Origin of the sequence: Haladaptatus sp. AB643 (assembly GCF_024136975.1) — an archaeon.
GTDB lineage: Archaea > Halobacteriota > Halobacteria > Halobacteriales > Haladaptataceae > Haladaptatus.
The window spans coordinates 330256-355550 of the sequence record NZ_JAMYJW010000001.1 but is presented as its reverse complement, the minus strand read 5'-3'; the positions used below and the strand labels follow the sequence as shown (position 1 = coordinate 355550).

22 protein-coding genes and 1 pseudogene are annotated in these 25295 nt (G+C 62.2%); 18 read left to right on the top strand and 5 right to left on the bottom strand.

All coding sequences use genetic code 11. The annotated features are described in order from the left end of the window. Window positions 1-2 precede the first annotated feature (2 nt). The 5 genes from NKF25_RS01825 (at window position 3) to NKF25_RS01805 (ending at window position 2867) form a co-directional block, all read left to right on the top strand. Window positions 3-269, top strand: a complete 267-nt coding sequence (locus NKF25_RS01825; protein ID WP_253225033.1) for a hypothetical protein — start codon at window positions 3-5, stop codon at window positions 267-269. 99 nt (window positions 270-368) lie between these two features. Continuing rightward, a complete protein-coding gene (locus NKF25_RS01820; RefSeq protein WP_082837713.1) occupies window positions 369-527 on the top strand; it encodes a DUF1059 domain-containing protein in 159 nt (52 codons plus the stop codon). 75 nt (window positions 528-602) lie between these two features. Further along, window positions 603-1733 (top strand): ORC1-type DNA replication protein, encoded by a 1131-nt coding sequence (locus NKF25_RS01815; protein ID WP_253225032.1) that lies wholly within the window; start codon window positions 603-605, stop codon window positions 1731-1733. A 115-nt stretch (window positions 1734-1848) separates the two neighbouring features. Beyond that, a complete protein-coding gene (locus NKF25_RS01810) occupies window positions 1849-2580 on the top strand; it encodes a tetratricopeptide repeat protein (protein ID WP_253225031.1) in 732 nt (243 codons plus the stop codon). After that, window positions 2577-2867, top strand: a complete 291-nt coding sequence (locus NKF25_RS01805) for a DUF424 family protein (RefSeq protein WP_253225030.1) — start codon at window positions 2577-2579, stop codon at window positions 2865-2867. Before NKF25_RS01810 ends, NKF25_RS01805 begins: the two co-directional genes overlap by 4 nt. Window positions 2868-2907: 40 nt before the next feature. On the opposite strand, the gene NKF25_RS01800 is transcribed toward NKF25_RS01805, so the two are convergent. Further along, window positions 2908-3087: a hypothetical protein gene (locus NKF25_RS01800; protein ID WP_253225029.1), complete on the bottom strand. Its 180-nt coding sequence runs from the start codon at window positions 3085-3087 to the stop codon at window positions 2908-2910. A gap of 119 nt (window positions 3088-3206) precedes the next feature. Between NKF25_RS01800 and NKF25_RS01795 the strand changes: the two genes are divergently transcribed. From NKF25_RS01795 to NKF25_RS01785, 3 genes and pseudogenes are all read left to right on the top strand, one after another. Then, window positions 3207-4451 (top strand): cysteine desulfurase, encoded by a 1245-nt coding sequence (locus NKF25_RS01795; protein WP_253225028.1) that lies wholly within the window; start codon window positions 3207-3209, stop codon window positions 4449-4451. A gap of 86 nt (window positions 4452-4537) precedes the next feature. Beyond that, the gene (locus NKF25_RS01790) at window positions 4538-5074 is read left to right on the top strand and encodes a DsbA family protein (protein WP_253225027.1); all 537 of its coding nucleotides are present in this window, start codon (window positions 4538-4540) and stop codon (window positions 5072-5074) included. 159 nt (window positions 5075-5233) lie between these two features. Then, a pseudogene (locus tag NKF25_RS01785) lies at window positions 5234-5782 on the top strand (HD domain-containing protein); the annotation flags it as partial. A 23-nt stretch (window positions 5783-5805) separates the two neighbouring features. Here NKF25_RS01785 and NKF25_RS01780 read toward each other — a convergent pair. Then, the gene (locus NKF25_RS01780; RefSeq protein ID WP_253225026.1) at window positions 5806-6906 is read right to left on the bottom strand and encodes a polymer-forming cytoskeletal protein; all 1101 of its coding nucleotides are present in this window, start codon (window positions 6904-6906) and stop codon (window positions 5806-5808) included. Between the two features lie 171 nt (window positions 6907-7077). Between NKF25_RS01780 and NKF25_RS01775 the strand changes: the two genes are divergently transcribed. The 4 genes from NKF25_RS01775 to alaS all read left to right on the top strand — a co-directional run bounded on the left by NKF25_RS01775 (window position 7078) and on the right by alaS (window position 13541). Continuing rightward, a complete protein-coding gene (locus tag NKF25_RS01775; protein ID WP_253225025.1) occupies window positions 7078-8052 on the top strand; it encodes a replication factor C small subunit in 975 nt (324 codons plus the stop codon). A 153-nt stretch (window positions 8053-8205) separates the two neighbouring features. Continuing rightward, entirely contained in the window at window positions 8206-8949 is a 744-nt protein-coding gene (locus tag NKF25_RS01770; RefSeq protein WP_253225024.1) for an ABC transporter ATP-binding protein, read from the top strand. Further along, window positions 8946-10646 carry a hypothetical protein gene (locus NKF25_RS01765; protein WP_253225023.1) on the top strand — a complete coding sequence of 567 codons (1701 nt, stop codon included), beginning with the start codon at window positions 8946-8948 and terminating at the stop codon, window positions 10644-10646. The genes NKF25_RS01770 and NKF25_RS01765 overlap by 4 nt, the downstream gene beginning before the upstream one ends. A 117-nt stretch (window positions 10647-10763) precedes the next feature. Then, complete coding sequence (gene alaS, locus NKF25_RS01760; RefSeq protein ID WP_253225022.1) at window positions 10764-13541, top strand: alanine--tRNA ligase; 2778 nt, start codon at window positions 10764-10766, stop codon at window positions 13539-13541. A gap of 96 nt (window positions 13542-13637) precedes the next feature. On the opposite strand, the gene NKF25_RS01755 is transcribed toward alaS, so the two are convergent. Further along, window positions 13638-14681 (bottom strand): zinc-dependent alcohol dehydrogenase family protein, encoded by a 1044-nt coding sequence (locus NKF25_RS01755; protein WP_253225021.1) that lies wholly within the window; start codon window positions 14679-14681, stop codon window positions 13638-13640. Between the two features lie 364 nt (window positions 14682-15045). Here NKF25_RS01755 and NKF25_RS01750 point away from each other — a divergent pair, with 364 nt between their 5' ends. Then, window positions 15046-15759, top strand: a complete 714-nt coding sequence (locus NKF25_RS01750; RefSeq protein ID WP_253225020.1) for a hypothetical protein — start codon at window positions 15046-15048, stop codon at window positions 15757-15759. Between the two features lie 60 nt (window positions 15760-15819). Here the strand turns inward: NKF25_RS01750 and NKF25_RS01745 are convergent, their stop codons facing one another. Both NKF25_RS01745 and NKF25_RS01740 read right to left on the bottom strand, forming a co-directional pair. Beyond that, window positions 15820-16863 (bottom strand): HoxN/HupN/NixA family nickel/cobalt transporter, encoded by a 1044-nt coding sequence (locus NKF25_RS01745; RefSeq protein ID WP_253225019.1) that lies wholly within the window; start codon window positions 16861-16863, stop codon window positions 15820-15822. A 310-nt stretch (window positions 16864-17173) separates the two neighbouring features. Next, window positions 17174-18973, bottom strand: a complete 1800-nt coding sequence (locus NKF25_RS01740) for a multicopper oxidase domain-containing protein (protein WP_253225018.1) — start codon at window positions 18971-18973, stop codon at window positions 17174-17176. 125 nt (window positions 18974-19098) lie between these two features. On the opposite strand from NKF25_RS01740, the gene NKF25_RS01735 reads away from it, so the two are divergent. The 5 genes from NKF25_RS01735 to NKF25_RS01715 are packed head-to-tail and all read left to right on the top strand — an operon-like array spanning window position 19099 to window position 25290. Next, a complete protein-coding gene (locus NKF25_RS01735) occupies window positions 19099-19626 on the top strand; it encodes a gluconate 2-dehydrogenase subunit 3 family protein (protein WP_253225017.1) in 528 nt (175 codons plus the stop codon). Beyond that, window positions 19623-21227 carry an FAD-dependent oxidoreductase gene (locus tag NKF25_RS01730; protein WP_253225016.1) on the top strand — a complete coding sequence of 535 codons (1605 nt, stop codon included), beginning with the start codon at window positions 19623-19625 and terminating at the stop codon, window positions 21225-21227. Before NKF25_RS01735 ends, NKF25_RS01730 begins: the two co-directional genes overlap by 4 nt. A gap of 49 nt (window positions 21228-21276) precedes the next feature. Continuing rightward, window positions 21277-22524 carry an alpha-1 4-glucan-protein synthase gene (locus tag NKF25_RS01725; protein WP_253225015.1) on the top strand — a complete coding sequence of 416 codons (1248 nt, stop codon included), beginning with the start codon at window positions 21277-21279 and terminating at the stop codon, window positions 22522-22524. A 25-nt stretch (window positions 22525-22549) separates the two neighbouring features. Further along, window positions 22550-23683 (top strand): extracellular solute-binding protein, encoded by a 1134-nt coding sequence (locus tag NKF25_RS01720; RefSeq protein WP_253225014.1) that lies wholly within the window; start codon window positions 22550-22552, stop codon window positions 23681-23683. Further along, window positions 23683-25290, top strand: coding sequence for an iron ABC transporter permease (locus NKF25_RS01715; protein ID WP_342766297.1), 1608 nt, complete (start codon window positions 23683-23685; stop codon window positions 25288-25290). Before NKF25_RS01720 ends, NKF25_RS01715 begins: the two co-directional genes overlap by 1 nt. Window positions 25291-25295 lie beyond the last annotated feature (5 nt).

Genomic DNA, 25295 nt, shown 5'->3' with positions numbered 1-25295 from the left:
ATATGTCCTCGTCGCGGGTTTTTTGGGTCGCTCTTACGGTGTACGGAATCAGTGTCTCGATACGGTGGGTCGCCGAATCGCTTCCGGGAACCCTCACCGTCGTATCGCTCGTGACCGGCGTCGCCGCCCTCGGAATCATAGTCGGTGGCATTTACGGTACGCTTCGGCCGGACGAGGCGGGGGGACCCGCCGCGAAAAGCCCACTGACTTACTGTGCCGTTCTGGGGGCGGTGCTATCCACTGCTGGCCTCGTGTTACGGGTCCTGTGAGCGAGCGTGATTGACCGCTTCTCCTCGTTTCGACAGCCAGAACGGTTACCTATCAGCATACCGTTCCCGTTTGTGCCCCGAAACGGGGGGAGATTCATCATGGCACAAGAATTCGAATGTACGCAACAGGATTGTGACTTTATGGTACGGGCGAACGATGAGCAAGAAATCATCGATATGGTGCAGGAACACGCCCAGGAAAAGCACGGTATGTCGATGGACAGAAATGACGTCCAAGGTGCAATAGAGCAGATCTGATAGCTCAAACGCCTGTGTTCGACCTCTTTTGTCGCTGGCGAAGGATTAAGTAGCTACGGAAGCGTGGTGAAAGTGATGGCAGACGACCCCGAGGAGGGGATGTTGTCGTGGGACGAGTCGGTGTTCCGCGAGGAGCACGTCTTCGAAATCGACTACGTGCCCGAGACGTTCAAACATCGGGAATCCCAGACACAGGGCCTCCAATACGCGCTTCGGCCAGCAGTTCGCGGGTCGCGCCCACTCAACGTGATGGCGCGCGGGCCGCCGGGGACTGGCAAGACGACGTCCGTCCAGAAACTGTTCGACGAGCTATCGGCCCAGACGGACGTACGGACGGTTCGCGTCAACTGTCAGGTCGATTCGACGCGCTATGCGATTTTCTCGCGCATCTTCGAGGGTATCTTCGACTACGAACCGCCGTCCAGCGGCATTTCGTTCAAGAAGCTGTTCCGCCAGATCACGGACAAACTGGTGGAAGAGGACGAGGTGCTGGTCGTCGCGCTGGACGACGTGAACTACCTGTTCTACGAGGGAGAAGCGTCGGACACGCTGTATTCGCTTCTCCGCGCTCACGAGGCCCACAGCGGGGCGAAGATCGGTGTTCTCGTCATCTCCTCCGACCTCAACCTCGACGTCATCGAGGAACTGGACACCCGCGTGCAGAGCGTCTTCAGGCCCGAGGACGTGTACTTCCCGGTGTACGACCGCCAGGAGATAATCGACATCCTCGGCGAGCGCGTCAAGCGCGGGTTCCACGACGGCGTCATCGGCCCCGACGTGCTGGAGCGCGTCGCGGAACTCACGTCCGAGAGCGGCGACCTGCGCGTCGGCATCGATCTGCTCCGGCGGGCGGGGCTGAACGCCGAGATGCGCGCCAGTCGAACCGTGAGTTCGCAGGACGTGGAGGACGCTTACGAGAAGTCCAAGTTCGTCCACCTCTCGCACAGCCTGCACGCCCTGAGCGACCACGAGGTCACCCTCGTCCGCGTCATCGCCGAACACGACGGCGAGCAGGCGGGTGAGGTGTACGACGTGTTCCACGACCAGACCGACTTGGGCTACACCCGCTACTCGGAGATCATCAACAAACTCGACCAACTCGGCATCATCGACGCAACCTACACCAACGTCGATGGCCGCGGGCGGTCGCGGTCGCTGTCGCTGCGCTACGATCCGGAAGCCGTGTTGGCGCGATTGGACGACTGAAAGCGACGTGGTTGATTTTGATTGGAATGCCCTTCAGTGACCACCACCCAGAATCTCGATTCTCGCCGTCCTCGTGGCGCAGTCCTTAACAGTGCGCCGCACCAAGCGGGATGTAATGACCGACGAGCGAAGTCACAAATTCTCCGAGGGACAAGGCTTCGACGACCCGTACGATGAGTTCGACTTGGACCCGCCGGAACTCGAAGTGAATCCGGACGAGGTGGACCCGGTGGACTCCCGAGTCGTGACCGACCTCCTCGACCAGCAGGCGATTCCGCGGGACAGGGTTTCGGTTTCCGACCTCATGGAGGTCGGGCTGAGCTACATGCAGATCAACCGCTTCGAGCAGGCGACCGAGACGTTCGAGCGGGCGGCGCGGTTCGCCGACGAGGACTCCCTCGACGCACAGGAAGCCTGGGCGAACAAAGGCGTTGCCCACGCAGAACTGGAGGAGTGGGACGAGGCCATCGGCGCGTACCGCGAAGCGCTGCACATCGACGACGACAGCGAACACGCCGCGACGGCGGAGACGAACCTCGCGTACGCGCTCTGGGAATCCGGCCGAACGGAGCAGGCGCTCGAACACTCCGAGCGGGCGGTCGAGATCGACCAGCGGTTCCCGCAAGCGTGGTTCAACCGCGGGTTCTTCCTGCTCGAACGCGGGCTACTCGAAGATTCGGTGAACTGCTTCGACAACGCGATCCGCCTCGGCTTCCGGAACGCGCAGGTCATCGAGGAGAAGGCCCGTGCGCTAGAGGAGTTGGGCGAGGACGAGGAAGCCGAAAAGCTCGCCGAGGAAGCCGAGGAGATGCGACGGGAGGCCGAGGAAGAGTTGATCCAGGAATGATACTCAAGGAGCGCGACACGGGCGAAGGGCTGCTGGTCGCGGTCTGTGACGACGACGTGTTGGGCGAGACGTTCGAAAACGGCGACCTCTCGTTCACCGTCAGCGAGGAGTTCTACGGCGGCGACGAGGCCGACGAGGACGAAGTCGTAAGCAGCCTCACGCGGGCCAACGTGGCCAACATCGTCGGCACCGACGCCGTGGCGCTCGCGGTGGACGCCGGGTTCGTGGACGAGACAAACGTCCTCGAATTCGACTCCACTCGACACGCGCAGTTCCTGCGGATGTAAGCGCGGAAAACCGGGCTGTTACTTCTATTCGACCAATCGACTAATCGAGATACGCCGGAACGTTCACCGCGATGAGACAGAGGAGGGAAGCGACGACCGTTCCGATGGCGACCGGTAGGTAGCCAGCGTGGAATGCCACTGTCAGAAACGTGTGAAAGAGGCCGACGAACAGGAGGGCGAGAAAGAGTAGATTGCCGACCAAGCGTCGTTTCGAAACCATAGCGGACCTATGAACTGAAGGGTCTTAACGTACGTTGCCAGCCGGAAGGCCGAATCAGATAGCGGTGGGGCTTGGGGAGACCGAAGAAGTGTTCCCACTCGAACTCCAATCAATACCTAATGGAATCACAGCAGTCCGACACGCTGGATGTCGAACGCATCCGGGAGGACTTCCCGATCCTTCAGCGGGAGTTCAACGGCAAGCAGGTGGTGTATCTCGACAACGCGGCGACGACCCAAACGCCCGACCAAGTCGTCGATACCATCAGCGACTACTACCGAAACTACAACGCGAACGTCCACCGCGGCATCCACCAGTTGAGCCAGGAGGCCTCCATCGCCTACGAGGAGGCTCACGACCGCATGGCCGAGTTCATCGGCGCGAGCGGGCGCGAGGAGATGGTGTTCACGAAGAACACGACCGAATCCGAGAACCTCGTCGCCTACGCGTGGGGACTGAACGAACTCGGCCCGGGCGACGAAGTCGTCCTCACCGAGATGGAACACCACGCGTCGCTCGTGACGTGGCAGCAACTCGCCAAGAAGACCGGCGCGGACGTGAAGTACATCCCCGTGAACGAGCAGGGATATCTCGACATGGACGCCGCCGCGGAACTCATCACCGACGACACGAAGATGCTCAGTGTCGTCCACGTCTCGAACACGCTCGGAACGGCGAACCCCGTCGGCGAACTCGCGGACATCGCACACGACCACGACGCCCTCATCTTCGTCGACGGCGCACAGGCCGTCCCGAACCGCCCCGTGGACGTCGAGGCCATCGACGCCGACTTCTACGCCTTCTCCGGCCACAAGATGGCGGGGCCGACCGGCATCGGCGGCCTGTACGGCAAGGAGCACATCCTGGAGGAGATGGAACCGTACCTCTACGGCGGCGAGATGATCCGGAAAGTCACCTACGAGGATTCGACGTGGGAGGACCTGCCGTGGAAGTTCGAGGCAGGAACGCCGAACATCGCGCAGGGAATCGCCATGGCCGCCGCCGCGGACTACCTCGACGACATCGGCATGGAGCGCATCCAGCGCCACGAGGAGGGACTCGCCGAATACGCCTACGACCGCCTGACCGAGGAGGGCGACGTGGAGATTTACGGCCCGCCGGGCGACGACCGCGGCGGTCTCGTCTCGTTCAACGTGGACGGCGTTCACGCCCACGACCTCTCCAGCATCCTCAACGACCACGCTGTCGCCATCCGCGCCGGAGACCACTGCACCCAACCGCTTCACGACAAACTCGGCGTCGCCGCCTCCGCGCGGGCATCTTTCTACATCTACAACACCCGCGAAGAGGTCGATAAACTGGTCGAAGCGGTGGACGACGCTCGGCAGTTGTTCGCGAGATAACCTCCGGATCGCGATTTTCAGTGACCGTATTCTCGTCCGTGAGATAGGTCTATGACCGATGCTAGCGGTAGGGTAGACGGGGAACCATGAGCCAATCACGTGTCTCACAGCTTGCTGTACCGGTTAATCGGAACGACCACATCGATGGAGTCGACGGTGCACCCGTCACACTCGTCGAATACGGTGATTACGAGTGCTCGTACTGTGAAGGTGCACAGCAGGCGGTGAAAGAACTGAGACGGACGATGGACGATCAAGTGCGGTTCGTCTTTCGGCATTTCCCGCTTTCACAGTTGCATCCGCACGCGGAGGAGGCAGCGGAAGCGGCGGAAGCGGCGGCGACACAGGGGAAGTTTTGGGAGATGCACGACCTGCTCTTCGAGGTACCGGATGAGATAGGGGAAACAGAATTGCAGGATGCCGCCGCAACCCTCGACCTCGATCTCGCTCGGTTCGACGACGACCTCGAACGACACGCGTACCGCGACCGAGTTCACGAAGATATCATTTCGGGTGCTCAAAGCGGCGTGATCGGAACGCCGACGTTCTTCATCAACGGGGAACGCTACGACGAGCAGTGGGACGCCACCCCACTTCGGGCGGCCCTCGAAGACGCGATGTAATCCCGTCCGAGTGAATCGAAAACAAGGGTTTCATGGCATCGTCACAACCATCGACAGGGGAGACGAACCATGACGGAAACCCTTCCCGAGGCGGTCCAACCCCGTGCGAAAACCTACTTCGAGAACGTCGCCCCCGCACACGACTAGCATCACGTTCAACGGGTCGCCAATCTCGCCGAAACGCTCGCCGCGGAGGACGACCCGGACGAGCGAATCCTCTTCTCGGCGGTCTGGTTGCACGACATCGGCCGGGGGCGCGAGGACCGCGGCGAAATCGAGGACCACGCCGAGTGGGGTGCCGAGGAGGCCGAAGGGATTCTCGCGGAGTTCGGGGCGACGGAGCACGAAATCCGTGCCGTTCAGCACTGCATCCGCGCCCACCGATTCTCGAACGACGTGGAACCCGAGACGCTGGAGGCGAAACTGCTGTCCGACGCGGACAACCTCAACGCGCTCGGTGCCGTCGGTATCGCGCGAAACTTCTGTTACGGCGGGGAACACGGCGAACCCATACACGACCCCGACCTGCCGCTCGACGACGACGAAACGCGGGCGGGTGCGACGTCGATGAACCACTTCCACAGGAAGATTCTCCGACTTCCGTCGCGGATGTACACCGACGCCGGTCGACGCGTGGCCGACGAACGACGGGCGTTCGTGGAGACGTTCATCGACAGGTTCGAGCGGGAAGTCGATGGAGAGTGTTGAGAATCAGTAGGACGCTCTAAAAGTTAGTCTGCGGGCGTCTCCTCGTCACCGCCTGTGGGGGCTTCCATGTACTCCGGTGTGTTCCGCCGTCCGCGATAGCGCGACCAGAGGGCGGCGGCCAGCGCCCCGAGACCCAACAGCAGGACGACGAAGGTGAAGATTCCACCGACGACCGGGATTCGGGAGAGGATTGCGACCACGAACAGACCGAGAATCAATCCAAGCCAGTGTCCACCCGAGTCGGCGAGCGAGAGCAACCAGACACCGAGTGTGAGCGACCCGTAGACGGACGCGATCCAGAGGAAGATGGCGAAGACGATGGCACCGAGAATCGAGATGGGAATCCCGATTACGGTGATGGCGAAGACGAGAAGGACGATGGGGACGAGGACGAGAAAGAGGATGCCGACCCCGATGGAGAACAACGGGTTGGTTCGGCCGTTGTCCGCGACGCTATCGGAGAACGTCGGGAACAGCGCCAGCAGCACGATTCCGAGCAGGAGATTCACGAAGAAGCCGTACACCGCGCCGACCCAACCGGGGATTTTCGGTATCGGCGAGGGACCGCCGTCGGTCAACGACTCGTCCTGCCGGACGGTTCCGCCGACGGTCGCGCCGCTTTGCCGGTTGAATTTGTTCACGTCGTACACGAGGTTGCCGCCGACGTTCGCCGAGTTGGCGAGCGTGAGCGTATCGCCCGCGACTTGAGCGTCGCCGTTGACCGTTCCCGCAATCAGGGTGTAACCCGAGGCTCCGTCGAGTGATTGTCCGACCGTCGCGCTTTTCGCGACGACGAGGTTGCCGGTCTGGGCGTCCACGTTTCCGTTGACGGTGCCCTCGATACGGACGTTTCCGGCGAACGCCGACACGTCGCCGTTGACCGTTCCGGTTTGGGCGACGAGGACGTTACCCGAAAACGCTTCGAGATTACCGTCGACGGTGCCGCGAATCACGACGGTCCCGGCGGTTGCGGAGAGGCCACCGCTGACGGTTTGGCCCTGTCCGACGACGACGGTTCCACCGGTTCGCGTCTGCTCCGCCGCCGCCGTCGCCGGTGCGATGGCGAGAAGGAGCACGAGGACGATGATCGGAACGAGTCTACGACGAGTTACGAGTGCGCACATGGCCCAAGGTGTCGATTTCCGGGAGAATAGTAATTGAGTCGTTATCCACGAGAATCGTGGATTTTCACGCCGGAATCGGCGGCCTAACCGACGGCCGTCACCCACCGGAATTCCGAACCGCCAGCGTAGATTCTCGGGGCCTTTAAGAACGATAGGTTCCTTTGCTGGACCATGAGCGAGGCCGACGCGGAAAGCGTCCCCGGACGCGGCACCATCTGGGTCGAGAAGTACCGACCACAGACCCTCGACGAGGTGGCTGGTCACGACGACATCACCGCTCGACTGACGAGCTACATCGAGCAAAACGACTTGCCCAACCTGCTTTTTTCGGGACAGGCGGGAATCGGCAAGACGACCTGTGCCGTCGCTATCGCCAAGGAGTTGTACGGCGATAGCTGGCAGAGCCACTTCCTCGAACTGAACGCCTCCGACGAGCGCGGTATCGACGTCGTGCGTGACCAGATCAAGAACTTCGCCCGTCACGACCCCGGTGCGGTGGACTTCCAAATCATCTTCCTCGACGAAGCCGACTCCCTGACCAGCGACGCACAGGCCGCCCTCCGCCGGACGATGGAGCAGTTCTCGAAGCGAACGCGGTTCATCATGTCGTGTAACTACTCCTCGAAGATCATCGACCCCATTCAGTCGCGGTGTGCGGTGTTTCGGTTCGGGCCGATTGCGGACGAGGCGGTCGCCGATCGAATCCGGTACATCGCCGACGAGGAGGGAATCGAAACCACCGAGGACGGCATCGACGCCCTCGTCTACGCGGCGGACGGCGACATGCGCAAAGCCATCAACGCCCTCCAAGCCGCCGCGGTCATGGGCGAACAGGTGGACGAGGAGAGCGTCTTCGTCATCACCAGCACGGCCCGCCCCGAGGACATCAAGGAGATGGTACGGCACGCCATCGACGGGGATTTCACCCGCGCACGCTCCATCTTGGACGAACTGCTGACCGAGCGCGGCATGGCGGGCGGGGATATCATCGACCAACTCCACCGCTCGATTTGGGACTTCGAGTTGGACGACGAGGACGCGGTTCGCGTCCTCGAACGCGTCGGCGAGGCCGACTTCCGCATCACCGAAGGTGCGAACGAGCGCGTACAACTCGAAGCGATGCTGGCGTCACTGTCGCTGAACTGAAAATACATATCAGAAAGGGTTGGGAATGTGAACAACCATTTCAATCGGGTTTTTTACCTCTCGGTACAACGGAGCCGATATGGTTCGCGCAGTCCCCACCGCTGTCGTTGCTCTCCACATCGATGACGAACGCGTGCGGTCGGAGGCGACACGATGATACCCGCCATCGAAACGGACGGGTTGACGAAGCGGTTCGACGATACGACGGTCGTCTCGAACCTCGAACTGACCGTTCCGTCCGAATCCGTCTACGGATTCCTCGGGCCGAACGGCGCGGGGAAGACGACGACCATGCGAATGTTGACGACGCTGACGCCGCCGACGAGCGGCACTGCCCGCGTGGCCGGTGAACCCATCACGGATCGGGATGCCGTCGTTTCGCACATCGGTTACATGCCCGAGGAGCCGCCGCTGTACGACGAACTCACCGCCTACGAGCAGTTGCAGTATATCGCCGGTCTCCGCGGCGTGGACGCCGACGACCGAATCGAGCGACTCCTCGACCGGTTCGACCTCCTCGACGACGCGAACGAACGCGTCGGGACGTACTCGAAGGGGATGAAACAGAAGACGGCGCTGATCCAGACCGTCCTCCACGAACCCGACGTCGTCTTCCTCGACGAGCCAACGTCGGGCCTCGACCCGCGTGCGGCACGGACGGTGCGCGAGCTTATTTCGGAACTCACCCACGACGGGATGACCGTCTTCCTCTCGACGCACATCCTTCCGGTCGTGGAGGAACTCGCCGATACGGTCGGCGTGCTGTACGACGGGTCGCTCGTCGCCGAGGACTCCCCCGAGCGACTCACCCACCGGGCCGAGGAGGAACAGACGCTCGAAGACGTGTTCCTCGACGTGACGAGCGAACACCCCGCCGCGGCGTCGGTGGAACAATGAACTGGCCGACGCCCCGCCGGAGCGCCAGTATCGCCCGAATGGAGTATCGACGGAGCATCCGCGCCATCGCCAAAAATCCCGTGCAGATGCTCGCGTTCGGGGTTTTCCTCCTCCTGCCCGCTGGCGCGACCGTTCTCGGCGCGTATCTCGCGTACAAACTGGGTGGTGAGCTCCGAACGACATCGGCACCGATACTGATGGGCGCACGCGGTGCATTCGCCGTCGCGTGGGTCGGTCTCTCGGTGATGGTTGCCTCGCGCTCCATCGGGAAAACCGGACGTATCGACAACGAGGCGGGCATGCTGACGACGGTTCCCGCCCGCGACGTGGTCGGTGGTCTCCTCGGCGGGGAACTCATGCGGTTCGTCACCGTCGGTGCGATTCCCATTCTGGCGATCAGCGGCGCACTCAGCGCGTCGCTCGGGACGCCGCTTCCGCTCATCACCATCGTTCTCGCGCTGCTCGGGTTGACACTTCTGGCACTGCTCAGCGGCCACATCGTCGGTCTCCTGCTCAAGCTCGCACTCGCGCGCTCGGAGGTCCTCGCACAGTACAAATCGATCATCGCGGTCGTCGTCTTCGTTCTCTATATGGGAGCCATCGTAACGAACGCGTTCGGCGACATCATGACATCGCTCGGTCTGATACTCCAGAACGCGCCGACGGCGTGGCTCGGCGACTTCCTCGTGCTCGGCATCCCGGGAGCGTCCCCCTCGTTGGCACGGGTCGGTGGCGCGGTTGCCCTCGTGGTCGTCGGGGTTCCGATCCTATCCGCCATCGACGTTCAGTTGGCGACGCGGCTCTGGTACGGCGACCGAGTCCAACCCGAGAACAAACAGTACGACGCCGACGAAACGAACGCCGATTTCCTCACCGGAATCGCGTCGAGACCGACGCGCTCCGTGGTCGAAAACGTGTGGCGGCGGACGAAACGCGCCCCGCTTCGACTCCTCTACGTGATTTATCCGATCTTCTTCCTCACCGGGCCGATTCAGGACGCCGTGCAGGCGGGCCACGTCACGGGGTCCCTTCCCGTCCTCGTCTCCTTCTACGGGGCATGGGCACTCGGCGGCGCGACGCTCAACCCGCTCGGTGACGAGGGAGCCATGTTGCCGGTGACGCTCATCTCGACCGTCGAGGGCAAACAGTTCGTCAAGGGACACATGATCGCGGCGAGCATCGTGGGACTCCCGATCATCGTCGTCGCCACGGCGCTCACCGGGTTTCTGAGTCCGCTCGAACCGACGCGCTGGATTCTGTTGACGGGGGTGAGCGTGCTGCTCGGACTGGCGGGAATCGCCGTCGCGATCGGAATCGGCTCGACGTTCCCCCGGTTCGGCGAGGTCAACGTCACGAAAAGCCGCCGGGCGGTCGTCCCGAGCAAGACGGCCTTCGTCACGTATTCGGCCGTGCTGATGATCGGGTACGGCGGTGCCGTCGTCGCTATCACGCCCTCCACCGCCGCCTCCGTCGCCTCGATGGTTCACTTCCTCACCGGAGTTCTCGGCTACGCGCTGAAGGTTTCACCCGGAAGGGTTCGTCTCGTCGCCGGAGCGATTGCGGCAGTGCTCGGTGTCGTCGCACCTCCGGCCGCCTACCGCTACTCGATTCGACGGTTCGACTCGTACGTCCTCGACGGCGACGATTCAGGTATTGCCGCCCTCCGAGGATTGTTCGACCTGTTCGATCACGCCTGACAGATACCCCTTTTCGATGAGGACCGCTCGGGCCAGAACGGACGATGACGGTCGTATCTGGGGTCTCACACGGTTGCGGAACTGTTTTACGCCCCGGTGGGTGAAGAACTACCAACAATGAGCCAACTTGAGGAGGAGTATCGCCTCGATTATTTCGAGGAAAACGGCTTTGTGCGAAAGGAATGCTCCGAATGTGGAGCGCATTTCTGGACGCGTGACCACGACCGAGAGACGTGCGGAGAACCACCGTGTGAGGAGTACGGATTCATCGACAACCCGAGTTTCGACGAGACGTACTCGCTGGCGGAAATGCGGGAAGCGTTCCTGTCCTTCTTCGAAGACAACGACCACCAACGGATCGACCCGTACCCAGTGGCGGCGAACCGCTGGCGGGACGACATGCTACTCACTATCGCTTCTATCGCAGACTTCCAACCGCTGGTCACCTCCGGAGAGACGCCACCACCGGCCAACCCGCTGACCATCAGTCAACCCTGCATCCGGATGCAGGACATCGACAACGTCGGGAAGACGGGGCGACACACGATGGCCTTCGAGATGATGGCCCACCACGCGTTCAACGCCCGGGAGGACATCGACGACCCCGAGCAGTACGCGTACGAGGGAGAGGTGTACTGGAAGGACCAGACGGTCGAGTACTGCGACGAGTTCTTCGAGTCGATGGGTGCGAACCTCGATGAAGTCATCTACATCGAGGACCCGTGGGTCGGCGGCGGCAACGCCGGACCCGCTATCGAAGTCATCTACCGGGGCGTCGAACTCGCCACGCTCGTCTTCATGTCGATGGAGCAGGACCCGGAGGGCGAGTACGAGATGAAGGACGGCAACCGTTACAGCCCGATGGACACGTACATCGTGGACACCGGGTACGGGCTCGAACGCTGGACGTGGGTTTCACAGGGAACGCCGACGGTGTACGAAGCCGTCTACCCCGACATGATCGATTTCCTCAAGGAGAACGCGGGAATCGAACACACCGACGAGGAGGAGGAACTCGTTCACCGCGCCTCGAAGCTCGCGGGGCACATGGACATCGACGAAGCCGAGGACATGGAAGCCGCCCGCGACAACATCGCGGACAAAATCGGCGTCTCGACGACCGAACTCGTCGAGCTACTGGAACCGCTCGAAGCCATCTACGCGATCGCCGACCACTGCCGAACGCTCGCCTACATGTTCGGCGATGGCATCGTCCCGAGCAACGTCGCGACCGGCTACCTCGCCCGGATGGTACTCCGGCGAACCAAGCGTCTCTGTGACACCGCGGGCGTGGACGCACCGCTGGACGAACTCGTGGACATGCAGGCCGAGCGCCTGGGCTACCAGAACCGCGACACCATCCGTGACATCGTCCGGACGGAAGTCGAAAAGTACCGCGAGACCCTCGAACAGGGTGGCCGTCGCGTTCGCCGCATCGCCAAGCGACATGCCGAGGAAGGCAAGCCGATCCCGGCCGAGACGCTCGTCGAGTTGTACGATTCCCACGGGTTGCAACCCGACATGGTCGAGGAGATTGCCGACGAGTTCGGCGCGTCGGTGGCGATTCCGGACGACTTCTACAGCCTCGTCGCCGAACGACACGACAGCGGGGAAGCCTTCGAGGAAGAAGAGTCCGAAGACGACCGCTTCACCGACTTGCCGAAGACCGAGCGCCTCTACTACGAGGACCAGTACCGAACCGACTTCGAAGCCGTCGTCCTCGACGTGTTCGACCGCGAGGAGGGCTACGACGTCGTCCTCGACCAGACGATGTTTTACCCCGAAGGTGGAGGACAACCGGGCGACCACGGCACGCTTTCGACCGAGGAGAAGACGGTTCAGGTGTCGGACACGCAGGTCGAGAACGGCGTCGTCCTCCATCGGACCGACGAAGCCGTCGATAAGGGAGCCATCGTCCGCGGAAAGATCGACGCCCAGCGCCGCCGTAGACTGATGCGTCATCACACGGCGACCCACATCGTCGTCCACGCGGCCCGCCAGATACTCGGCGACCACATCCGACAGGCCGGTGCCCAGAAGGGAACCGACAGTTCGCGCATCGACGTGCGCCACTACGAGCGCATCGATCGCGAGACGGCCAAACACATCGAACTGCTCGCCAACGAGATCGTCATGGAGAACACGACGGTCCAGCAGGAGTGGCCCAACCGGCACGAGGCCGAGGAGGAGTTCGGGTTCGACCTCTATCAGGGTGGGATTCCCGGCGGAACGAACATCCGCCTCATCCACGTCGCCGAGGACGTGCAGGCCTGCGGTGGGACGCACGTCCGCCGAACCGGCGACGTCGGCGCTATCAAACTCCTGAACACGGAGCGCGTGCAGGACGGGGTCGAGCGACTCACGTTCGCCGCCGGTGACGCCGCCATCGAGGCGACACAGGAGACCGAGGACTACCTCCGAACGGCCGCCGACACGCTCGCGGTTTCGCCGTCCGAGGTGCCCGACACCGCCGAGCGCTTCTTCGAGGAGTGGAAGGGTCGCGGCAAGCAGATAGAAGACCTGAAAGAGCAACTCGCCGAGGCCCGCGCCAGCGGTGCGGGCGGCGGCGAGGAAATAGAGGTCGGTGGCACGACCGCCGTCATCCAGCGTATCGACTCGGACATGGACGAACTCCGTGCCACCGCCAACGCGATGGTCGAGGACGGTAAAATCGCGGTCATCGGCAGCGGTGCTGACGGTGCGCAGTTCGTCGTCGCGGTTCCGGACGGCGCCTCGGTGAAGGCCGGAGAAGTCGTCGGTGAACTCGCCTCCCTCGTCGGCGGTGGCGGCGGCGGCCCGGCCGACTTCGCGCAGGGCGGCGGCCCCGACGCCGACAAACTCGACGAAGCGTTGGAGAGCGCGCCCGACGTGCTCCAGCAAGTCGAAAACGCCTGAGATTCGACGGACAGTTTTTGTCGGGTGGTATCGTTGATGAGACGAATCGCAGTCCGTTGGGGATGGATCGTTTCTCTCGGTTCGTGTCGTGACCGGTCACTCGTCGAGTCGCACCATGACCTTCACCGCGTCGCGCTCGTCCATCGCTCGATAGCCCTCGGGAACGCCGTCGAGATCGACGGTCTTCGTGAAGATCGGCGATGGATCGAGGGTTCCCTGTAACACGTCGGCCATGAGTTCGTCGGCGTAGTTCCGAACCGGCGCGACGCCGCCCTTGAGCGAGACGTTCTTTCCGAACATCGTTCCGAGAAAGCCGGTCGTCTCGACGCCCTGCGGGACGCCGACGTAGCCGATGGTCCCGCCGGGGCGGGCGACCTCGGCGGCCGTTTCCATGGAGGATTCCGCGCCGACGCATTCGAGGACGTGGTTCGCACCGCCGTAGGTGAGTTCGCGCGCCTCCTCGACCGCCTCCTCGCCGCGAGCGGAGACGACATCGGTCGCGCCGAACTCCTCGGCGATTTCGAGGCGGTCCTCGTGGTGGCCCATCGCGATGATTCGCTCGGCCCCGAGGCGTCTCGCGGCGAGGACGCCACAGAGTCCGACCGCGCCGTCGCCGACGACGACCGCGGTCTCCCCCGCTTCGACACCTGCGCTGACGGCGGCGTGGTGTCCCGTTCCCATTACGTCCGTCAACGGCAGGAGGGATTCGAGGACGGTTTCGTCGTCGGCGTACTCGTCGGGAACAAGAACGAGCGTCCCGTCGGCGTGAGTTGCACGGACTTTCTCACCCTGTGCGCCGCCGTTGTCACCGCCCCAGCCGTCACCGTTGGCACACGACGTGTGGAGCCCTTTCCGACAGAACTCACACTCCCCACAGCTAATCGAGAACGGCGCGAACACGCGGTCGCCGGGTTCGACCGAACGGACGTCGTCGCCGACCTCCTCGACGATTCCCATCGGTTCGTGCCCGACGGGAGCGCCCTCCTCGTAGTCGCGGTGTCCGCGGTAGAACCAGAGGTCCGACCCACAGATGGCGGTGTGGGTGATGCGGACGATTGCGTCCGTCGATTTCTCGATAGCGGGGTCGGACGTTTCTTCGATTCGGATGTCGCTCGGGCCGCGATAGATGGCTGCTTGCATCGTCGAGTATCGATTGGTGTTCCGACGACAAGAGTACGGTGCTGCTCCGGAAGTCAGTTTGAATATCGTTCTCGTCCGACCCGATTCCGGCAGTCGAAATTAGCGAACCGGGAGTCAAATTTCGCCGGGAGTCGGTTCAATATCACCAAAAAGCCAAAAATTCCCCGTTACAGAGGTTTAGAAGGCGTTTTGTGGTGTGATTGATCGTCGTTAGAACGGCCAACGTCACGAGCGATGAATCTCATATTGCTATATGAAATCGTGCGTAGCGCGGATAATTTCGATCCCGAGCGTCGAACTCCCACAGTTGAAATCCATTGCAGTTATCACTACTTTCTTCATCGAGAACGGTCTTTACTTTCGTATGAATCGGCGGTCATTCAATCGTCTCTTCGCGCTGGGGGGTCTCTCACTCGTCTCCGGTTGCAGCCATCCCCTCCCACCGCCGAAGGGGAGGATCATCGAGCGGTCAGTGGTGGGGAAGTCCGGTGGTGGACAGACGCCACTCCTGAGCGTGACGGATGACGGCGATGGTCCATCCGTTGGCTCCGTCTTCCACGGCCGTTCTATCGGACCCGGTTTCGTGCTCGACGAGGACCTGAGGGGGAAGTTGGGGCGAAAGTACGGAGATATCGACTGCTATCTGAAGATACGCCACGAGGGGTACGACGGGGTACGATTAGCGCCAGCGGATGGCTCGGTGAAATGGTATTCGACCCCAATCGACCAGTTCAACACCGTCCAGATAGACGACTTCGCTATCCTCGCCACCACCATCACCGGCTCCATCGGGAGTTTTCATCGGGTCGTCCGCGACGGAACGGTCGTGGAAAAGAAACCCACGGACGGACGCTTTGGGACGATTTCACCCGGCGAAGACAGCAGATACGTCAAGCTGAAGCACGCGTTCGGGAAGACGACTATCGAGGTTTCGTACCTGAGTTCGTCGGAGGTCTACGACGAGATAAAAGTGGACGGGAGCTACACGTTCGGGGTGAAGCGGAAAACGTCGGAGGACGGAACGTCCTACTCGTATCTCGATTCGCTCGACCCCGGTCACGGATATTCGGTGCTGTAGAACCGAGTCGATGATTTCGAATCCGTCGATTAGGCGGCCGTCGACACAAAGAGTTGAGGGCTACGATGACTCGGCACTCCACCGTTCTTCGATGTTGCCGATCCGCCAGAAGAGGTAGGATGCGAGCCACGCGAAGACGAAGAGAGCGACGATGGCGTAGCCGACGTTTCCGGTATCGATGGACTGGGCAGCAGTCCAGAGGCCCCCCCGGAGGTCGAGACCGCTTGCGAAGACCTGGAGGAGTTCGACCGTACCGACGAACAGCGCGACGGCGACCGAGACGCCGGTAACGGTGAGGTTGTAGTAGATTTTCCTGAGTGGCGTGGAGAACGCCCAGTCGTAGGCGTAGAGCATGAACGCACCGTCGGCCGTATCGAGGAGCGACATCCCCGCCGCGAAGAGGAGCGGAAGGACGGCGATGGCAGTCGGTGACAGGCCGTCGGACGCCGCTCCGGCCGCAATCGCGAGCAGCGCGACCTCGGACGCAGTGTCGAAGCCGAGACCGAACAGCACACCGAGCGGGTAGACGTGCCAGCTTCGGCGCACGGCGTCGAAGTACCGGCCAGCGAACCGGCTGACGAACCCGCGTTTCCGGAGTTTCGCTTCGAGCCCCTCGGGGTCGTATTCGCCGTCGCGCATCCGGAGGAAGACCCGGAAGAGGTCGACGAGAACGAGGAGATTGAGCAACCCGATAGCGTAGAGGAAACTCCCTGAGACGAGCGCACCGATGAACCCACCGACCGTTTCGAGCGACGGGAGCGCCGTCCGAGCGGTGTCGGTTGCGACGGCAAGTGCGAGCGCCATCGCGGCGACGACCGTGGAGTGGCCGAGCGAGAAGAAGAAGCCGACACCGACGTGTCGGCGTCCGTCCTGGAGCGCGGCGCGCGTGGTGTTGTCGATAGCGGCGATGTGGTCGGCGTCGAACGCGTGGCGAAGCCCCAAGCTGTACGCGAGAACACCGGTTCCGAGGAGTGTCGGGTTATCCGGCGCGACGAGGAAGAGGACGCCCCATCCGACGAGGTGCATGAGCGCGACGACCCCGAAAAGCCCACCGAGTCGGAGCCGTTCGGCGGAATCGACGTTCGAGACTCGTGGTAGCATCATCACTGGTAGATCGAAGATCGGATACTTGTGTCGTCCGACTCGAATCGTTTACACGTCATAGGTATAGTCGAGTGTAAGTTCGTCCTGTGAGTGATGGTCGGTCCCGTGGTAGTGGTCGAGGAGCGTGTTTTCCGTCGTGGTGAGCGAAGCGTTGTTCGCCGTCGAAGGTAGGAGAGTTGCCCGTAGTCACCACATTTGACAGATTTCGAATAGATTAGCGTTTTCGTGGCAAATCTGCTCAAATCGCGGACCAAGAGCGAGCGCGAAAAAGAAGGTGGGGTGACGGATACAGTCGAACGGTGTCGGTCGGTTAGTCCTGACTGTAACCCTCCGGGTCGACCTCGAACGGACGAATCATCTCGTGATTCGCGTGTTCCATCATGTGACAGTGCCAGACGAATCGGCCGGTGATGTCACGAAAGAGACCGTCGGTTTCGCCGAAGTGTGCGACGATACTGGTGACGTCGCCGGACGGGGCGACGACCGTGTCGTGCCACCCGGTTTCCTGCTCGCGCGGCGGGCGATGTGAGGTCGTGGGCGAAATCGCGCCGGAGTCTTTGAACAGTTCGATGTCGAATCCCTGCCGGCCGAGCACTTGGAACTGGACGAGGTGGATGTGAATGGGGTGGAAGTCGTCGCTGACGTTGACGAGGTGCCACACTTCGGTCGTGCCGACGGTCGGACGTTCGGTCGCTTCGTGGCTATACCGAAGACCGTCGAGGAGCAACATGATCCGTCCGTGTTCGTCGGTGGTTTCGTCGAGAGTGAGCACACGCTCGCGGACGGCGTCGTCCTTCTCGATAGTCGGAACGGGTTTCGTACCGGCGTTCTGACCGTTTCCGAGACGGGGAAGCGGTCCGAACGAGTCCGGAACCGTGCCGTCATCGTTGACGTCGGTATCTTGCACGTCGAAGCGCATGATTTCCGGTAGCGGTGACTGGTTCTCGGACGAAGGATCACCGCCGACGTAGGGTGCCTTCGCGTCGTTGTGGAGGAGGAGGCTCTCGCCAGCGTAGTCGGAGAAATCGACGACCCACTGGCCGCGCTGGGCGCTGCCGAGGAGGAGACCGTCGGTGAGTTCGACGGGCTTGTTCATGTAGCCGCCGTCGCTGGCGACCTGAACGAAGTTCGGCCCGTCCTCTCCCGTGGGCTTGCCCGCATCGGCATCGTAGCCTTTCAGCGAGAGATGGTAGAATCGAGCGTTCGACGCGTTGAGCATGTGGAAGCGATACTTTCGGGGTTCGACTTCGAACTTTGGCCACGCTTTCCCGTTGACGGTGGCGACATCACCGAAGAACATCTCGACGATACTCGGGGAGATGCCGCCCCGCTCGGGACCGGGGTAGAAGGCGGAACCGTCGTCGTTGAACGCGCGGTCCTGAAGGACGAGGGGGAGTTCGTACTTCCCCGAAGGTAGTTTGTCGGTGCCGCCAACATCACCCCGAATGAGGTAGAGTCCGGCGAGACCGGCGTAGACGTTCAGCCGGTTCGCGCCGAGCGCGTGGTCGTGATACCAGAGCGTCGTCGGAGGCTGGTGGTTCTGATACGTGTAAGTCTCGCCACCGTAGTACGGACCGGTGGTTTTGCCGTCGGGCGTGTACCACGCCTGTGGGTAGCCGTCGTTGACGGAATTAGCGTTGCTTCCGTGGACGTGGACGACCGAACGGACTTCCGGGTTCCCCTTCTGGGAAGGAAGCGTCGTATCGACTGGGAAGATATGCTCGTCGGGCAGTTTATCGTTCGCCCAATGAACGGAGATGGGCTTACCGCGTTCGACCTCGAAGGTCGGACCGGGGAACTGGCCGTCGTAGCCCCAGATGGTGGTATCGCCGAGGTCGGGGTGGAACGACTGTTTGGCCGCTTGCATCATCACCTCGTAGTGAGAATGGCCGTCTTTCTTCCCGGACGGTTGTTTGATATCGGGAATAGCGAGGTCCGTGACGAACTTTTCGAGGTCGGGAGACGAATGTGAAGAATCACTCGATGTACTCGTGTTCGACGAGTTACCGACGAGACCGTTACAGCCTGCCAGCAACCCGGTGGCGGCGAGCGCACTACCGCCTTTGAGAAACGTACGACGCAATGTTCCGTCACGGTCGGGGAGAGTCATTGACTTGAAAATATTTAGGCCCTCCTAAAACCCTATCGTTTTTTAGGTGTGCCAAAACAAACCGCCACAGAAAACGAATCGATGAGACGATAGCTTAAAGCTTAGGTTTGCCTAATCGCGGCACGATGGAACTGACGCGGCGTGACGTGCTCGCGGCACTCGGGGCTGTGGGCGTTGCCGGCGGCGCGGCCGTCTTCGTGGATTCCGAATCGAAATCGGGGACCCCACCACTTTCGGACCACGAGGTTGCGACGCTCGTCGCCGTTGCCGAAGTCGCATATCCGAGTACGATATCGGGAGTCGAATCGTTCGTCAGGAAGTACTCCGTCGCACGCGCGAACGACGACTCCGACTACCGGGCGGGGATACAGGGCGCACTCGGCGCGCTCGATGACGCGACGTCCGATTGGTTCGATGGAAAATTCGTGACGCTCGACGAGGATACGCGTTCGACTGCACTTCGGCAAGTGGGTGCGGTCGCGGGCGAACCCAACCCGGATGGCCTACGGGGCGAACGAATCCGCTACTACGTGCTGAACGAACTACTCTTCGCGCTGTACACCACGCCGACCGGTTCGAAACTGGTTGGACTGGAGAACCCGCCGGGATACCCCGGCGGGGATACGTCCTATCAGCGGGGGTCACAGTCGTGACCGACCGCGGCCCCCGTGCGGATGTCTGCGTCATCGGTGCTGGCCCGGCGGGTGCACTCGTCGCCCATCGGGCGGCCAAAGCAGGCTATTCGGTCGTCGTGCTGGATGCCGGGCCGCGCTTCGATTTCGAGGGGCGCTCCGAACGCGAGGAGCGCGCGATCAGACCCGGGAGTTCGAAACCACCGTGGAACATGGGAGAGGAAGGTGGCCACGGGAAGCGCGACGCCTACACCAGCAGTGGACCGAAGGAGTACCCGTTGAATACCGCGCGCGTGAAGGGCGTCGGCGGAAGTACCCTCCACTGGCAGGGGATGGTGATGCGTCTCCACGAGCGGGATTTCCGCCTGCACAGCGAGACGGGGATGGGGGTGGATTGGCCGCTCTCCTACGCCGACCTGCGACCGTACTACGCACGCGCGGAGCGTGCGTTCGGGGTTGCGGGCGCGAGCGACAATCCCTTCGCCCCACCTCGAACAACACCGTTTCCGCTTCCGGCGTTCCCGCCTTCCCATTCGGATGCGATGTTCGCCGAGGCCTGCGAGTCGCTCGAAATCACGACCCATTCGGTTCCGAACGCGCGGAATTCGGAATCCTACCGCGGACGGAGCGAGTGTCTGGGCTACGGCACCTGCAAACCGGTGTGTCCCTCCGGTGCGAAGTACGACGCAACCGCAACTATCGACGGTGCCGAGAAGGCGGGCGCGGTGGTCATCGACCGCGCGCCCGTCCAGCATCTCGAGCACGACGACGCGGGCGACCGGGTCGTCGCCGCGGTGTACGCGACTCCCGACGGGAAGACACATCGACAGGAGGCGTCCGAGTTCGTGCTCGCAGCGGGCGGTGTCGAAATCCCACGGCTCCTCCTGCTCTCGAAATCGCCGCAGTATCCGGACGGGTTGGCGAACTCCTCGGGACTCGTCGGTCGCTACTTTACGGATCACTTCTTCGCTGGCGTCGGCGGTGTCGTGGACGAGCGGACGCGCCAGCACCACGTCGGCTTCAACACGACCGAGAGCCACCAGTTCTACGACCAGCCCGCCGACGGCTCGCGGACGGCCATCAAACTCGAATTCTGGAACTACGCTGGCCCGACACCCGCGGACATCGCGCTCTCTGGGAGCTCACTCGGCGACGACCTCCTCGACAACATCCGTGAGGAGTACGGCAACCACCTCGCGGTCGGCGCGCTCGTGGAGCAGGTTCCTCAGTACGAAAACCGCGTGACGTTGGACGACTCGAAGACGGACGACCACGGCAATCCGGTTCCGGAGATAGTGTGGTCGCTCGACGACCGAACGCGCCGCACCATCGAGCGCGCGAACCGAATCCAACACCGCATCATGGACGAACTCGACGCGAACGTCCGATGGGTGATCGGTCCCGAAAAGACGGGGCCGGCGTTCCACCATATGGGAACGACGAGGATGGGCACGGACCCGAAATCGAGCGTCGTCGGTCCCGACATGCGAACGCACGATTTGGACAATCTTACGGTTGCAGGAAGCTCCGTCTTCCCAACGACGGGCGCGATGAACCCGACGCTCACCATCGCCGCGCTCTCGCTGTCCGCCGCCGACGAACTCCTCGACCGACTCGCGTAACACAACGACAGTGCTTTAGGCCAGCCTAAATAACGAGGGCGTATACGAGATGACCGACCCCGACATTTGCGTCATCGTCCCGACCGTCCGCGAGTACGAGTGCGTGCGGGCGTACGTGGCGAACGCCCGCGACCACGGTTTCGACACCGACCGCCTCTTCGTCTGTCTGGTCACCGAGGACGAGTGTGAAACCGACGCGATGGGTACGATGCTCGATGACCTCGATATCGACGGTGTCGTCTTCGACGGAACGGCACGTGACGAGTGGTTCGATACCCACGGGATCGCCGAGTATCGGGAATTGATTCCCGCGAAATCCCACGCGCAAACCTCCTTCGGCCTGTTGTTCCTCTGGGCCAACGACTTCGAGTACGGCGTTTTCCTCGATGACGACACTCTTCCACATCGTGACGTGGATTTCTTCGGAACGCACCTCAGCAATCTCGCCTACGAGGGTAACCTGCCCGAGCGTCGCTCGGACGAACGATGGGTGAACGTGTTGGACGATGCCGATGGCGACCTCTACCCGCGCGGTTACCCGTACGGGGCGATGGACGAGACGACGGAAGAACGGACGGTCGAAGTCTCGAACGTCGTGGTTTCGCAGGGTCTCTGGACGGGCGTCCCGGACCTCGACGCGGTTCGAATCCTGAACGATGGCGACCTCCGCGGGCGGGCGACGACGCGAACCACCCGGGAGGACTACCCCGAGGATTTCGTCACGGCACGCGGAAACTACCTGACGGTTTGCTCGATGAATCTCGCCTTCCGCCGGGAGATCGTCCCCGCGTTCTATCAGTTCCCGATGGACGACAACGAGTGGGGCGTCGGGCGCTTCGACGATATCTGGAGCGGTCTCGTGCTGAAGAAAGCCTGTGACGCTGTCGGGACGAGAATCTACAACGGTCGGCCACTCTGCCAGCACAACAAGGCTCCCCGCTCGACCTTCGATGACCTCGCGAACGAGGTGGCGGGGTTGGAGTTGAACGAACACGTGTGGAAAGCGGTGGACCGAACGACCACAGGAGTGACTCCCGACAGGTCGTCCGGTCGAGCGGCGAAGTCGCTCGACCGAGGGATCGGAAAGGAATCGTCGCGGAAAAGCGAGCGCGCGGGAGCGTACGCGACCGTCGCGCGAGCGGTCGCGGACGAACTCACATCCAGCGATTTCTCGATGTACAGGAACGGCGAGTTTCTGAACCACTGTGGAGAGTATCTCGGGAACTGGTTGGACTGCCTGAACGCACTCGCTCGTCCTCCCATCCCAACCACCCGGAGGAACTTTCGACAGGTATAAGTTATTTAGGGCAGCCTAAAACAATATGCGTAACCGATCTACTCCGACCCGTCGTCAGTTCCTCGTCGCAAGTACGATGGTCGGAACAACAGCGCTCGCGGGCTGTAGCGCTTTCTCGTCGGGAAATAGCGAGAAACCGACGATCTCAGATTTTCGCGGATCAAGTCCACTCGTGCAGGACCGGCCTGAACCGGGTGGCACTTCTATCGACGACCTCCCTGACCTCTCCGGAACTCTCACCCTCTACATCGGCGGTGGCGAGGGCGGTCTCTACCAGCAACTCGCCACCCTCCTCGAGCAGTACTACGACGACTTCAGCGTGAACGTGCGGTTCAGCGCGGCGAATCAGGTGCTCACCGAAGGAAAGAACGGACAGGTTCGCGCAGACGTATTTTGGGCGAACGATGCGGGGTCGCTCGGCGTCGTTGACGATGCGGGCCTCACCGCCTCCCTCTCCTCGAAGATCACGAAACAGGTCCCGAGCCGTTTCCACACCAAAACGTGGGTCGGCGTCGGTGGGCGTGCGCGCGCCATCCCGTACAACACCAAGCAGTTCTCGAAAAGCGACATTCCGGATACGGTCTCCGAATTAACGGACACGTCGAACCTCGACGCGAAAATGGGTTGGGCACCCACCTACCCGGCGTTTCAGACCTTCGTCACCGCGATGCGAATTCTACAGGGCGAGCAGAAGACGAAAGCGTGGCTCAAAGGCATGAAAAATCGGGGCAAGGGCGGCATGGAGCAGTACAAAGACGAGTGGTTCGTCTCGAATGCCGTCGCCGACGGCGACATCGGGGCAGGCATCGCCAACCACTACTACGCGGTTCGTGTGATCTCCTCGCGGCAGGACGCTCCGCTCGACATCGCGTTCACGAAAGGTGACGCGGGTGCACTCGTCGATGTCGCCGGAGCGGAGGTCATGAAAGGAACGGATAAGCCCGACCTCGCCAACAACTTCGTCCGCCATCTGCTGAGCGCCGAGGCACAGGAGTTCCTCGCCACGTGGTCGTTTGCCTACCCGATGATCGACGGCGTGAAACCCGTCGAACAGCTACCGCCGCTCTCCAAACTCCATCCACCGGATCTCGATCTCACCAAACTCGCCAACGTACAGCCGACCATCGATCTCTTACGAGAAACGGGGGTTCTCGACTAGTGTCCGTCGGCAACCGAATTTCGGAGTTCGTGGATGGGGGTGGACAGGACGTTCCGCCGTACCCGGTCGCAATCCTCGCCGCGTTCGTCGCGCTGCTGGTCGTCTCGCCAGTCGTCTGGCTCGTCGTCCGTGCAGTGTCCGCGCCACCCGCGGCGTTCGCGCTCCTCATCGCACCGAGCACGCTCCAAGTGCTCATAAACAGCATCGTCGTGGTCGTCGCCGTGAGCGTTTTCTCCATCGGTATCGGCGTCCCACTCGCCGTCCTCACGGTACAGACCGACCTGCCGTTTAACCGATTTTGGACGGTGACGGCCGCGCTCCCGCTCGTCATTCCCGAGTACGTCGGCGCGTTCGCGTTCACGTCCGCCTTCGGACCCCACGGCAACCTCGCGGACTTGCTCGCACCGATCGGTATTCACTCGATCCCCGAAATTTACGGCCTACAAGGGACGGTACTCGTCTTCTCGCTGTTCACCTATCCGTACGTCTTCTTGACGACGCGCGCCGGCCTGCTCTCGGTCGATGGGACGCTCATCGAGTCGGCACGGACTCTCAATCACACGAAGATTGGGGCGCTCCGTTCGGTCGTCCTCCCGCAAGTGTTGCCGTCGATCAGCGTCGGTGTGCTCCTCGTCGTGCTGGACTCCCTCGCGGACTTCGGAACACCAGCGATCATGCACTACAACACGTTCATGCGCGTGATTTACGTCCAGTACAACAACCCTTCGGCACCGGGATTCACCGCGCTGCTGAGTTTACAGTTGCTCGCAGTCGTCGCGGTCGTCCTCGCATTGGAGTCGCGCGTCAGCGGAAACGCGAACACCGGAATCGGGGGGAGTGCAAGCGGGAGACCCGGACAGTTGCGCCTCGGGCGCTGGCGCTGGGTCGCTCAGTTGTACCCGGCGGCCGTCGCGCTCTTCGCGCTCGGTGTCCCGCTCGCGATCCTCGTTCAGTGGAACCAGCGCGCCGGAAACACCTACGGCGGGTTCACGTTCCACTGGACGTACGCGCTTAATTCGGTAGAGGTGGCCACGTTCGCGGCCATCGTCGCCGTCGTCGCCGCAATCCCGACCGCTTACTACTCGGCGCGGTCGTCCTCGGCCGTGGCAACTGTCCTCGACCGACTCTCCTACGTCGGCTACGCCGTCCCCGGCCTCGTGCTCGGGATCGCGCTGGTCTACGTCGGCGTGTCGTTCGTTCCGGCGCTCTACCAGACGCTTCCCCTGCTCGTCTTCGCCTACGTCGTCCGGTTCCTCCCGCAGGCGGTCGGCGCGGTTCGGTCGTCATTCTTGCAGGTCGACCCGAAACTCACGGAGGCAGCTCGGACGTTGGAGCAGTCACCGCTCTCGGTGTTCCACCGAGTCACCCTGCCGCTGGTCGCACCCGGACTGGCAGCAGGCGCGGCGTTGGTCTTCCTCACGACGATGAAGGAACTCCAGGCGACGCTCCTGTTGCAACCGACAGACTTCAGAACCCTGGTTACATACATCTGGATGGTTCAAGAGAACGGCTACTACAGCGAAGCCGCGGTCCCCGCACTCGTGCTCGTCGGGGTGTCCGCACTGTCGATGCTCGTAATACTCGCGCGAGAACGATACGGTGTCTAACCACT

Bases quoted from the DNA above. Each gene is read 5' to 3' on its own strand.
- NKF25_RS01805 (WP_253225030.1), top strand. From the start codon at position 2,577: ATGATACTCAAGGAGCGCGACACGGGCGAAGGGCTGCTGGTCGCGGTC.
- NKF25_RS01720 (WP_253225014.1), top strand. From the start codon at position 22,550: ATGCGTAACCGATCTACTCCGACCCGTCGTCAGTTCCTCGTCGCAAGT.
- NKF25_RS01745 (WP_253225019.1), bottom strand. From the start codon at position 16,863: ATGATGCTACCACGAGTCTCGAACGTCGATTCCGCCGAACGGCTCCGA.
- NKF25_RS01750 (WP_253225020.1), top strand. From the start codon at position 15,046: ATGAATCGGCGGTCATTCAATCGTCTCTTCGCGCTGGGGGGTCTCTCA.
- NKF25_RS01815 (WP_253225032.1), top strand. From the start codon at position 603: ATGGCAGACGACCCCGAGGAGGGGATGTTGTCGTGGGACGAGTCGGTG.
- NKF25_RS01820 (WP_082837713.1), top strand. From the start codon at position 369: ATGGCACAAGAATTCGAATGTACGCAACAGGATTGTGACTTTATGGTA.
- NKF25_RS01755 (WP_253225021.1), bottom strand. From the start codon at position 14,681: ATGCAAGCAGCCATCTATCGCGGCCCGAGCGACATCCGAATCGAAGAA.
- NKF25_RS01780 (WP_253225026.1), bottom strand. From the start codon at position 6,906: ATGTGCGCACTCGTAACTCGTCGTAGACTCGTTCCGATCATCGTCCTC.
- NKF25_RS01740 (WP_253225018.1), bottom strand. From the start codon at position 18,973: ATGACTCTCCCCGACCGTGACGGAACATTGCGTCGTACGTTTCTCAAA.
- alaS (WP_253225022.1), top strand. From the start codon at position 10,764: ATGAGCCAACTTGAGGAGGAGTATCGCCTCGATTATTTCGAGGAAAAC.
- NKF25_RS01810 (WP_253225031.1), top strand. From the start codon at position 1,849: ATGACCGACGAGCGAAGTCACAAATTCTCCGAGGGACAAGGCTTCGAC.
- NKF25_RS01775 (WP_253225025.1), top strand. From the start codon at position 7,078: ATGAGCGAGGCCGACGCGGAAAGCGTCCCCGGACGCGGCACCATCTGG.
- NKF25_RS01825 (WP_253225033.1), top strand. From the start codon at position 3: ATGTCCTCGTCGCGGGTTTTTTGGGTCGCTCTTACGGTGTACGGAATC.
- NKF25_RS01795 (WP_253225028.1), top strand. From the start codon at position 3,207: ATGGAATCACAGCAGTCCGACACGCTGGATGTCGAACGCATCCGGGAG.
- NKF25_RS01765 (WP_253225023.1), top strand. From the start codon at position 8,946: ATGAACTGGCCGACGCCCCGCCGGAGCGCCAGTATCGCCCGAATGGAG.
- NKF25_RS01800 (WP_253225029.1), bottom strand. From the start codon at position 3,087: ATGGTTTCGAAACGACGCTTGGTCGGCAATCTACTCTTTCTCGCCCTC.
- NKF25_RS01735 (WP_253225017.1), top strand. From the start codon at position 19,099: ATGGAACTGACGCGGCGTGACGTGCTCGCGGCACTCGGGGCTGTGGGC.
- NKF25_RS01790 (WP_253225027.1), top strand. From the start codon at position 4,538: ATGAGCCAATCACGTGTCTCACAGCTTGCTGTACCGGTTAATCGGAAC.
- NKF25_RS01725 (WP_253225015.1), top strand. From the start codon at position 21,277: ATGACCGACCCCGACATTTGCGTCATCGTCCCGACCGTCCGCGAGTAC.
- NKF25_RS01770 (WP_253225024.1), top strand. From the start codon at position 8,206: ATGATACCCGCCATCGAAACGGACGGGTTGACGAAGCGGTTCGACGAT.